Source organism: Chromobacterium sp. (assembly GCF_041912965.1).
GTDB lineage: Bacteria > Pseudomonadota > Gammaproteobacteria > Burkholderiales > Chromobacteriaceae > Chromobacterium > Chromobacterium aquaticum.
Genome location: NZ_JAYSGF010000073.1, coordinates 1 through 10,924, shown reverse-complemented (window position 1 = coordinate 10,924; position 10,924 = coordinate 1). Strand labels below are relative to the sequence as shown.

At 64.9% G+C, this 10,924-nt stretch carries 8 protein-coding genes and 1 pseudogene; 1 reads left to right on the top strand and 8 read right to left on the bottom strand.

Features of this window, described 5'->3' with window-relative positions:
* Positions 1–121 precede the first annotated feature (121 nt).
* The 4 genes from kdpC to kdpF form a co-directional block, all read right to left on the bottom strand.
* Positions 122–697 carry a potassium-transporting ATPase subunit KdpC gene (gene kdpC / locus ACE3QM_RS22225; protein WP_374424950.1) on the bottom strand — a complete coding sequence of 192 codons (576 nt, stop codon included), beginning with the start codon at positions 695–697 and terminating at the stop codon, positions 122–124.
* 20 nt (positions 698–717) lie between these two features.
* A complete protein-coding gene (kdpB, locus tag ACE3QM_RS22220; protein ID WP_374424952.1) occupies positions 718–2,763 on the bottom strand; it encodes a potassium-transporting ATPase subunit KdpB in 2,046 nt (681 codons plus the stop codon).
* A gap of 97 nt (positions 2,764–2,860) precedes the next feature.
* Entirely contained in the window at positions 2,861–4,684 is a 1,824-nt protein-coding gene (gene kdpA, locus ACE3QM_RS22215; protein WP_374424948.1) for a potassium-transporting ATPase subunit KdpA, read from the bottom strand.
* 2 nt (positions 4,685–4,686) lie between these two features.
* Complete coding sequence (gene kdpF / locus ACE3QM_RS22210) at positions 4,687–4,776, bottom strand: K(+)-transporting ATPase subunit F (RefSeq protein WP_019103745.1); 90 nt, start codon at positions 4,774–4,776, stop codon at positions 4,687–4,689.
* Between the two features lie 942 nt (positions 4,777–5,718).
* Here kdpF and ACE3QM_RS22205 point away from each other — a divergent pair.
* Positions 5,719–6,489 carry a sulfite exporter TauE/SafE family protein gene (locus ACE3QM_RS22205; RefSeq protein WP_048409828.1) on the top strand — a complete coding sequence of 257 codons (771 nt, stop codon included), beginning with the start codon at positions 5,719–5,721 and terminating at the stop codon, positions 6,487–6,489.
* Between the two features lie 338 nt (positions 6,490–6,827).
* Here ACE3QM_RS22205 and alaS read toward each other — a convergent pair whose 3' ends face one another.
* From alaS to ACE3QM_RS22185, 4 genes and pseudogenes are all read right to left on the bottom strand, one after another.
* Positions 6,828–9,461: an alanine--tRNA ligase gene (alaS, locus tag ACE3QM_RS22200; protein WP_374424945.1), complete on the bottom strand. Its 2,634-nt coding sequence runs from the start codon at positions 9,459–9,461 to the stop codon at positions 6,828–6,830.
* Between the two features lie 75 nt (positions 9,462–9,536).
* Positions 9,537–9,995, bottom strand: a complete 459-nt coding sequence (locus ACE3QM_RS22195; RefSeq protein WP_374424943.1) for an SRPBCC family protein — start codon at positions 9,993–9,995, stop codon at positions 9,537–9,539.
* A gap of 1 nt (position 9,996) precedes the next feature.
* Positions 9,997–10,455 (bottom strand): recombination regulator RecX, encoded by a 459-nt coding sequence (recX, locus tag ACE3QM_RS22190; RefSeq protein WP_374424941.1) that lies wholly within the window; start codon positions 10,453–10,455, stop codon positions 9,997–9,999.
* 8 nt (positions 10,456–10,463) lie between these two features.
* A pseudogene (locus tag ACE3QM_RS22185) lies at positions 10,464–10,924 on the bottom strand (DNA recombination/repair protein RecA); the annotation flags it as partial.

Genomic DNA, 10,924 nt, shown 5'->3' with positions numbered 1-10,924 from the left:
TGCTGCGGTGGGGTCCCCGTTGCGCGCTATTCTTTCAACGTGGTTGCGGGTGTTTGGGGGGGGGGGCCCCCGCGGGGGGGGGGGGGCCCCCCCCCCCCCCCCCCCCCCCGCCGCGGGTCGATCAGGCCTTGGCGGCCTGATCCAGCGCCAGGTTCAATTCCAGCACATTGACGCGCGGTTCGCCAAGCAGGCCGAAGGTTTCGCCGGTCACCCGGCTTTCCACCAGCTTGCGCAGCGCAGCCGGCTCCATCTTGCGGGCGGCGGCGACGCGCTCCAACTGGTAGAAAGCCGCGGCGGCGGAAATCTCCGGGTCCAGGCCGCTGGCGGAGGCGGTGACCAGGTCCACCGGCACCGGACCGCTCTGCGCCGGGTGAGCGGCGCGGATGCGCGCCACATTGGCTTTCACCGCGTCCAGCTGCGCCGGGTTGGTGGGACCCAGATTGGAACCGCTGGACCCGCCGGCATTGTACGGCATAGTACCGGTGGCGGACGGGCGGCCCCAGAAATATTGCGGCCCGGTGAAGTTCTGGCCTATCAGCCGCGAGCCGACGAGCTTGCCGTCGCGTTGGAGCAGGCTGCCATTGGCCTGGAACGGGAACAGCGCCTGGGCGGCTCCGGTGGTCAGCAGCGGGTAGGCGAGGCCGGTGATCAGGCTCAGGCCGCCGAACACCACCAGCAATGGGCGTAACAGTTTCATTTGCATAGTCCTTTCAGTGCTCATGCCAGGTTCAGCGCGCCCAGCAGCATGTCGATCAGCTTGATGCCGGCGAAGGGCACCAGCAGGCCGCCCAGGCCGTAGACCAGCAGATTGCCGCGCAGCAGCTCCGCTGCGCTCTTGGCGTGGTATTTCACGCCCTTCAGCGCCAGCGGGATCAGGAACACGATGATGATGGCGTTGAAGATCACCGCCGACATGATGGCCGAGGCCGGGCTGTTCAGGCCCATCACGTTCAGCGCGTTCAGTTGCGGATAAGTGCTGGCGAAGGCGGCCGGAATGATGGCGAAGTACTTGGCCACGTCGTTGGCGATGGAGAAGGTGGTCAGCGAACCGCGCGTCATCAGCATCTGCTTGCCGATCTCGACGATCTCGATCAGCTTGGTGGGATTGGAATCCAGGTCCACCATATTGCCGGCCTCCTTGGCCGCCTGGGTGCCGGTGTTCATCGCCACCGCCACGTCGGCCTGGGCCAGCGCCGGCGCGTCGTTGGTGCCGTCGCCGGTCATCGCCACCAGCTTGCCCTCGGCCTGATGGCTACGGATCAGCTTGAGCTTGGCTTCCGGCGTCGCCTCGGCCAGGTAGTCGTCCACGCCGGCCTCGGCGGCGATGGCGGCGGCGGTCAGCGGGTTGTCGCCGGTGATCATCACCGTCTTGATGCCCATCTGGCGCAATTCGGCGAAACGCTCCTTGATGCCGCCCTTGACGATGTCCTTCAGCTCGATCACGCCCAAGGCGCGATTGCCTTCCGCCACCAACAGCGGGGTGGAGCCGCGGCGCGCCACTTCATCGGCGCTTTTCGCCAGCGCGTCCGGGAACTGGCCGCCCAGCTCGGCGATGTGGCGACGGATGGCGTCGATGGCGCCCTTGCGGATCTGGCGGCCGTCGTAGTCTATGCCGCTCATCCGGGTTTGCGCGGTGAAGGGAATGAACACGGCCTCATGGCTGGCCAGCTCGCGCTGGCGCAGATTGAACTGCTTCTTGGCCAGCACCACGATGCTGCGGCCTTCCGGGGTTTCGTCGGCCAGCGAGGCCAGCTGAGCGGCGTCGGCCAGCGCTTGCTCGCTGACGCCGGGCGCCGGGATGAAGGCCGAGGCCTGACGGTTGCCCAGGGTGATGGTGCCGGTCTTGTCCAACAGCAGCACGTCCACGTCGCCGGCGGCTTCCACCGCGCGTCCGGAAGTGGCGATCACATTGGCGCCCATCATCCGGCTCATGCCGGCCACGCCGATGGCGGACAAGAGGCCGCCGATGGTGGTGGGGATCAGGCACACCAGCAAGGCCACCAGGGTGGTGATGGTGATCGGCGAGCCGGCCTTGGCCGCTTCCACGCTGAACAGCGAGAAGGGCAGCAGGGTGACGGTGACCACCAGGAACACGATGGTCAGCGCCACCAGCAGGATGGTCAGCGCGATCTCGTTCGGGGTCTTTTGGCGCTTGGCGCCTTCCACCATCGCGATCATGCGGTCGAGGAAGGTTTCGCCCGGATTGACGGTAATCCGCACCACGATCCAGTCGGACAGCACGCGGGTGCCGCCGGTGACCGAGGAGAAATCGCCGCCGGCCTCGCGGATCACCGGCGCGGATTCGCCGGTGATGGCGGACTCATCCACCGAGGCCACGCCTTCGATCACCTCGCCGTCCACCGGGATCACATCGCCGGCTTCCACCAGCACATAGTCGCCCTTGCGCAGGCTGCTGCCGTCGATCACGGTCTTGCCGGCGTCGTGCTTGGGGCCGGACAGCTTCTTGGCCACCACGTTCTTCTTGGCCGAGCGCAAGCTGGCCGCCTGGGCCTTGCTGCGGCCCTCGGCCAGCGCCTCGGCGAAGTTGGCGAACAGCACGGTGAACCACAGCCACAGCGCCACCGCCAGGATGAAGCCGGACGGCGCCTCGCCCTGGCCGGCCAGCGATTGCAGCCATAGCGCGCTGGTCAGGATGCTGCCGATGTAGACGACGAACATCACCGGGTTGCGCCACTGGGCGCGCGGCGACAGCTTCTTGAAGGAGTCGACGATGGCCGGTTTCACCAGGCTGGGGTCCAGCATGGATTTGGCCGCGCTCCTGTGGCCCGCTTGAACGGGCTGGGCGGTCGGCAGTTTGGAATGATTGATATCGTTCATTTTATGAGTCCTCCCGCAAGGTTCAGCGACCGCTGATCATCTGCAATTGCTCGACGACCGGGCCCAGCGCCAGCGCGGGAACATAGTTGAGCGCGCCCACCAGCAAGACGGTGCCGATCAGCAGCACCACGAACAGCGGGCCATGGGTGGGCAGGGTGCCGCCGGTGACGGCCAGCCGCTTCTTGGCGGCCAAGGAACCGGCGATGGCCAGGATGGGCACGATCATGAAGAAGCGGCCGAAGAACATGGCCACCGCGGTGGCGACGTTGTAGAAGGGCGTGTTGGCGGACAGGCCGGCGAAGGCGCTGCCGTTGTTGTTGGCGGCCGAGGTGAAGGCGTACAACACCTCGCTGAAGCCGTGGGCGCCGGGGTTGAGGATGCCGGCCTTGCCGGAGGCGGCCAGCACCGCGATGGCGGTCAGCGTCAGCACCAGGATGGGGGTCACCAGAATGGTGATCGCCGTCATCTTCATCTCATAGGTTTCTATCTTCTTGCCCAGGTATTCCGGGGTGCGGCCCACCATCAGCCCGGCGATGAACACCGCCAGGATGGCGAAGATCAGCATGCCGTACAGACCGGAGCCGACGCCGCCGAACACCACCTCGCCCAATTGCATCAGGAAGGTGGGCACCAGGCCGCCTATCGGGGTCAGCGAATCGTGCATCGCATTGACCGCGCCGCAGGAAGCGGAGGTGGTCACCGCGATGAACAGCGAGGTGTCGATGATGCCGAAACGGGCTTCCTTGCCTTCCATATTGCCGCCAGCCTGCAAATGGCTGGCCTGCTGATCCACGCCCATTGCGCTCAGCTGCGGCACGCCGGCCTGCTCGGCGCCGGTTTCCACCACCACCGCGCAGGCGAACATCACCGTCATCGCGGCGATGATGGCCCAGCCCTGGCGCTGGTCGCCCACCATGCGGCCGAACATGAAGCACAGCGCGGCCGGGATCAGGAAAATGGCCAGGCTTTGCAGGAAGTTGGTCAAGGGGGTGGGGTTTTCAAACGGATGCGCGGAGTTGGCGTTGAAGAAGCCGCCGCCATTGGTGCCCAGCAGCTTGATCGCTTCTTGCGAGGCCACCGGTCCCATCGGCAGCGTCTGTTTCTGCGTGCTGGCGTCCACCATCACCGGCTTGCCGTCGACGCCGTTGACCGCATTGCCCTGGGCATCGGTCTTGGCCTGCTGATAATGGGTGGTTTCCACCGTCTGCACGTCTTGATAGGCGGACAGGTTCTGGATCATGCCCTGCTGGCTGAACACCAGCGCGAACACGAAGGACAGCGGCAGCAATACATAGAGGGTGAAGCGGGTGACGTCCACCCAGAAGTTGCCGATCTTGGCCGAGCTGTGGCGGGCGAAGCCGCGCACCAGCGCCAGCACCACCGCCGCGCCGGTGGCGGCGGACAGGAAGTTCTGCACCGTCAGGCCCAGCATCTGCACCAGATAGCCCATGGTGGACTCGCCGCCATAGCCTTGCCAGTTGGTGTTGGTGATGAAGGAAATGGCGGTGTTGAACGCGGAATCCGGCGCCACCGCGCCCATGCCCTGCGGGTTGAACGGCAGCCAGCCCTGCAAGCGCTGCAACAGATACAGCGCCAGCGCGCCCAGCACATTGAACAACAGCAAGGCGACGGCGTAGCCGCGCCAGCCCATGTCTTCGTCCGGCTTGACGCCGGCCAGCCGGTAAAAGCCGCGCTCCAGCGGCGCGAACAGGTGCAGGGGGCCGACATTGTCGCCCTGCATCACGCGGGCGATATAGGCGCCCAGCGGCCAGGCCAGCGCCAGCAGCACCAGCAGGAACAAGCCCAGCTGCAGGGGTGCGGCCGAGCCGATGAAATTGGCGAACATGATTAAAAATTCTCCGGCTTAAGCAGTGCGTAGATCAGATAGCCAAGCAGGCCCAGCGCGATCAAGGCGCTGAGCAGATACCAGACGCTCATTTCTTGTCTCCCAGTTGTTGGCAGCCGACGACGAAGCCGTAGCTCAGCGCGCCAAATAGCAGGAAGAGTCCCAGATAGACGACATCCATCATGAAAATCTCCATTCGAATCAGTACTGAGAAGGTACGCAAGCGCACGTCAAAAACCCGATAAAAGCCCATGTTAGGCGATAAAAATCGTATAAAAATGTTTAAAAACCTGGCATTTGTTTCACTTTTGAGCGGGTTTTGGCGAAAAAACGGATTTTTTTTATGCGCGGGAATGGGAGCGACGCAAATGGCGCGCAGCCGGCGGCCTGCCGGCGGGGGCTGAGTTCAAGAGGCAAAACGGTGGAACGGCGGCGCGGGTGGGATACGGCGCCGCGGCTTGCGGGCGAGTCGAGCTGCGGCCTGGCTTCAGGCTGGGTCGCTAGCCGTCATGAGGCGGAAATCCGCCGGGCGGGTGTTCAGAACAGGTCGTCGCAGCGGTCGGCCAGGAACCGGGCATCGTCCCGGTCGTGCGCGCGTTGGCGCACTTTCTGTTGGCGCGACCTCTCAGCATCACTCAACTGAGGCTTGGCGACCGCATAGAGAAAACTCTCGTGCTGGTCTCTAGCCTGCTTTCTGCGAACACTCAGAGGAATACGGGAAGTCATCATCCTTGCACCTCTCGGTCACGTACTTGTGTGAGGTCGGGGCAAACCCCGACTCTTTGACATTGACGCTATTTTCGCGATTTGTAAAGTCCTGTTTGCTTGTGATCTGGAGCAAATCGGGCTTGGGTATTGCAGCGAACTCCGCCCACGCTACCGGCGCGATGTTACCGCAGCATGATGGTGGACCCCGCGAGGCAAGTCTTTGAGATAAATCATTTTTTGAATATTGTTGTTTCAAAACGGTATAAATTGTTATATGAAACTGGCGTAGCATCCTGCTATTGCAATGAGGCGGCAGGAGCGGGTTTATGGAATGGGGATATGCGATCGCGGGGCTGGCGGTGGGCTTCATCGTCGGTCTGACCGGGGTGGGCGGCGGCTCGCTGATGACGCCCATCTTGCTGTGGTTCGGCATCTCCCCGGCCACCGCGGTGGGCACCGATCTGCTGTACGCGGCGCTGACCAAGATGGGCGGCGTGGCGGTGCATCACCGCCAGGGTCATGTCGATTGGCGCGTGGCCGGCTGGCTGAGCGCCGGCAGCGTGCCGGCGGCCTTGCTGGTGCTGGCCGGCCTGTCTTATCTGCATCTGCCCGAGAAAATGCTGGACACCTTGTTCAAGCTGGTGCTGGGCGTCGCCTTGCTGCTGACCGCCGCCGCCATCCTGGGCAAGCCCTTGCTGCTGCGCTGGCTGAATCGTGGGGGCGCGGTCAGCCTGCCGTCCGAGCCGCGCATTGGTCTGACCATCGCCACCGGCGTGGCTCTGGGCGCGCTGGTGACGCTCAGTTCCATCGGCGCCGGCGCCTTGGGCACCCTGGCCTTGTTCCTGCTGTATCCGGCCTTGTCGACTTCACGGCTGGTGGGCACCGAGATCGCCCACGCGGTGCCGCTGACCCTGGTGGCCGGGTTGGGGCATGCCGGCCTGGGCAATGTCGATGTGATGCTGCTGGCCAATTTGCTGCTGGGCTCCTTGCCCGGCATCTGGCTGGGCAGCAAGCTGACGCGGCGGCTGGCGGAACGCTGGTTGCGGCCGACCCTGGCGCTGATGCTGGGGCTGATCGGGGCCAAGCTGGTGTTTTGAGCGCCGGTCTGCGCTTTGGGGCAAGGGAGGGAAAAGGGCGGCCTGGCCGCCTTTTTTCATGGACGCGCGCAAAAAAACGCCCTGATCGGAGAGGCGAGCAGGGCTGAAATGCAAACAACAAAAGGAGAAGCCATAATTTAGCCTCTCAATATTAGTATTCCGTGATTCTTTATCCCTTGATCTGAAACAAGAAAGCGGCCTTCGCCACGCCATGGGCAAAAAAAGACCGCGCCATGCGCGGTCTTTTGATGGGGATGCAGGCTGGCGCGTGTTTACGCTTCCGAAGCGGCGCTCACCGTGTGAGGCCTCGCGACGCGCGACAGCTCGTAAACCGACTGTTACAACTTGCCGGCCACCCAGGCCTGCACGCCGGCCAAGGCCGCCGCCAGGTTCTCCGGCTGGGTGCCGCCGGCCTGGGCCATGTCCGGACGGCCGCCGCCCTTGCCGCCTACTTGCTGGGCGACGAAGTTGACCAGTTCGCCGGCCTTGAGCTTGGCGGTGAGGTCGGCGGTGACGCCGGCCACCAGCGCCACCTTGCCGTCGCCCTTGGCGGCCAGCACGATGGCGGCGGAACCCAGCTTGTCCTTCAGCTTGTCCAGGGTTTCGCGCAGCGCGGTGTTGTCGGCGCCCGGCAGTTCCACCGCCAGCACCTTGACGCCGTTGATGTCGGCGGCGCTGTCCGCCAGGCTGTCGCCGGCGGAGGCGGCCAGTTGGCCCTTGAGCTTGGCCAGCTCTTTTTCCAGGGTCTTGACGTTGTCCTGCAAGCTGCCGATCTTGGTGGCCACTTCGTCCAGCGTCTGGGCTTTCAGCGCCGCGGCCGCATCTTTCAGCAGCGCGTCCTGAGCCTGGATGTGGGCGATGGCGCCTTCGCCGGTGACGGCTTCTACGCGGCGCACGCCGGCGGCGACGCCGCTTTCCGCCACGATCTTGAACAGGCCAATATCGCCGGTGCGTTGCACATGGGTGCCGCCGCACAGTTCGGCGGAGAAGTCGCCCATGGTCAGCACGCGCACTTCATCGCCGTATTTTTCGCCGAACAGCATCATCGCGCCGGATTTCTGCGCGGCTTCCATGCTCATCACTTCGGCCTTGACCGGCAAGTTGTGGCTGATCACGCGGTTGACCACGCGCTCCAGCTCGGCGATCTGTTCTGCGCTGACCGGTTCGCCGTGGGCGAAGTCGAAGCGGGTGCGCTCCGGATTCACCAGCGAGCCCTTCTGCGCGACATGGTCGCCCAGCACGTGGCGCAGCGCCGCGTGCAAGAGGTGGGTGGCGGAGTGGTTGCGGGCGCTGGCGGCGCGCGCGTGCAGATCGATGGTGGCGGTCACGCTGTCGCCGACGGCCAGGCGGCCGCGGGCCAGCTTGCCCTTGTGGCCGAATACCGCGGCCTGGATCTTCTGGGTGTCGTTGACGTCGAACAGCGCGCCGATGCCGCCTTGCAGCGAAATCTCGCCGACGTCGCCGACCTGGCCGCCGCCTTCGGCGTAGAAGGGGGTGTCGTCCAGCACCACGATGCCTTCTTCGCCGGCTTCCAGCGCGGCGACGGCCTCGGTGCCCTTGAACAGCGCCAATACCTTGGCGTCGGTGCTGGCGGATTCATAGCCGTGGAAGCAGGTGTCGGCGCCGCTGTAGCTGACCTTGCCGGTCATCTTGAAGCTGGAGCCGGCGCGACCGCGCTCGCGTTGCGCTTCCATCGCGCGCTCGAAGCCTTCCAGGTCGGCGTGGATGTCGCGCTCGCGGCAGATGTCGGCGGTCAGGTCCACCGGGAAGCCGAAGGTGTCGTAGAGCTTGAAGATGGTGTCGCCGTCCAGCGCGGTCTTGCCGCCTTCCAGCGCGGAGTCCACCAGGCCCATGCCGATTTCCAGCGTCTCGGCGAACTTGATTTCCTCGGCGCGCAGCGCGTCTTCGAGATGCGCCTGCTTCTCGCGCAGTTCCGGATAGGCTTCGCCCATCTCGGCCACCAGATCGGCGACGATCTTGTGGAAGAACAGGCCTTTCTGGCCCAGCTTGTAGCCGTGGCGGATGGCGCGGCGGGCGATGCGGCGCAGCACGTAGCCGCGGCCTTCATTGGACGGCAGGATGCCGTCGGCGACCATGAAGCAACAGGCGCGGATGTGGTCGGCGATCACTTTCAGCGACGGCACGTCCTGGCTGTAGGCCACGCCGGTTTCGCGCGCGGCGGCGCGCACCAGGCAGGCCAGCGCGTCGGTCTCGTAGTTGGACTTGACGTGTTGCAGCACGGTGGACAGGCGCTCCAGGCCCATGCCGGTGTCTACCGACGGCTTGGGCAGCGGATGCAGGGTGCCGGACTCATCGCGGTTGAACTGCATGAACACGTTGTTCCAGATTTCCATGAAGCGGTCGCCGTCTTCATCCGGGCTGCCCGGAGGGCCGCCGGCCACGCTTGGACCGTGGTCGTAGAAGATTTCGGTGCAGGGGCCGCAGGGGCCGGTGTCGCCCATGGTCCAGAAATTGTCGGAGGCGTACGGCGCGCCCTTGTTGTCGCCGATGCGGATGATCTTGTCGGCCGGCAGGCCCACGCTTTTGTGCCAGATGTCGTAGGCTTCGTCGTCGGAAGCGTAGACGGTGACCAGCAGCTTGTCCTTGGGCAGGTTCAGCCATTGCTCGCCGGTCAGGAATTCCCAGGCGAAGGTGATCGCATCTTGCTTGAAGTAGTCGCCGAAGCTGAAGTTGCCCAGCATTTCGAAGAAGGTGTGGTGGCGCGCGGTGTAGCCGACGTTTTCCAGGTCGTTGTGCTTGCCGCCGGCGCGCAGACATTTCTGGCTGGTGGTGGCGCGGGTGTAATCGCGCTTTTCGAAGCCCAGGAACACGTCCTTGAACTGCACCATGCCGGCGACGGTGAACATCAGCGTGGGGTCGTTGCCGGGGATCAGGCTGCTGGAAGGCACCACCTGATGGTTTTTGCCGGCAAAGAAATCCAGGAATTTCTGGCGAATTTCAGAGGTTTTCATGTTTGATTTCGTAAGATTGCGAATTCTGGGCCGCTTTGGGCGCTCAAACCCTGGCGGCGCGGACAGCTGATTGTGTCAAGCCGCAGCGGCGCTGGCAAGGGTTTCGGCGCGGCGCTTGAGCGCCTGGTTCATCATTTCCAAACCCTGGCGGATATCGGCCAGCAGCGCCGGGCCGAGCAGCGGCAGCAGCAGGCCGCTCAAGTTGGCCGTCTGATGCAGGCGAGTGCCGCCGTTTTCCAGCGCTTCCAGCTGAAAACCGTGGCGGCAGTCCAGCAGGCCGGGCAGCAGCGCGCGCGCTTGCCAGGCCAGTTCGTCGACCACTTGCCAAACTTCCAGTCGCGGCCGCAGCGGGAGGCGCGGCCGGCCGGGGGGATGAAGGCTGAGCACCAGGCGGGAGCCGACTTGCTGACGTCCGTGCAGGCCGACGATGAAGGGGTTCCACTCCGGATAGGCGGCCCAGTCGCCGAGCACGCGCCAGACCAGGGCCGGCGCGGCGGCGATGTCGATATGGGTGGCGATGCCGCGCGCGGTCATTTTAGTCCTCGTCCAGCGGCAGCTCGTCGTCGTCGCCGGCGCCGCTGAGCACCTTGGCGATCACCGCCATCGGGAAGCCGCGCCCGGCCAGGAAGCGGATCTGGCGCGCGCGTTCCTGCGGCGTGTCCGGCAGCTGGCCGAACTTCTTCCGCCACTGCGCTTGCGCGGCGGCGAGGTCGTCGCGGCCTTGCAGCGCGTCGCGGATCAGTTCGGCGTCCACGCCGCGCTGGCGCATTTCCTGCTGCAGGCGGCGGCTGCCGTAGCGCTGGCCCTTGCTGTCGGCGAACTGCTGGGCGAAACGCTGATCGGACTGCCAGCTGTGTTCGGCCAGATCGTCCAGCAAGGCGCTCAATTGTTCCGGGCTCTCCGCAAACGGAGCGAGCCGCCGCTCCAGTTCCCGCCGCGTGTATTCGCGGCGGGACAGGAGATCGACGGCGCGTGCCCTCAGGCTTTTTTCCATTCAGGGAATCAGGCGTCGAGCGCGTCGTCGGCGAACTCTTCGTCCGGCTGGCCTTCGGTGATTTCCACTTTGATGCCCACCGCGTCGCGGATCTTGCGTTCCACTTCGGCGGCGATTTCCGGGTTGGACTTCAGCCATTCGCGGGTGTTGTCCTTGCCCTGGCCGATCTTCTGGCCGTTGTAGGCGTACCAGGCGCCGGATTTGTCGATGAAGCCATGCTTGACGCCCAGTTCGATGATTTCGCCCTGGCGGGAGATGCCCTCGCCGTACAGGATTTCGAAATCAGCCTGGCGGAACGGCGGCGACACCTTGTTCTTCACCACTTTGACGCGGGTGTCGTTGCCGATCACTTCCTCGCCCTTCTTGATGCCGCCGGTGCGGCGGATGTCCAGGCGCACCGAGGCGTAGAACTTCAGCGCGTTACCGCCGGTGGTGGTTTCCGGGTTGCCGAACATCACGCCGATCTTCA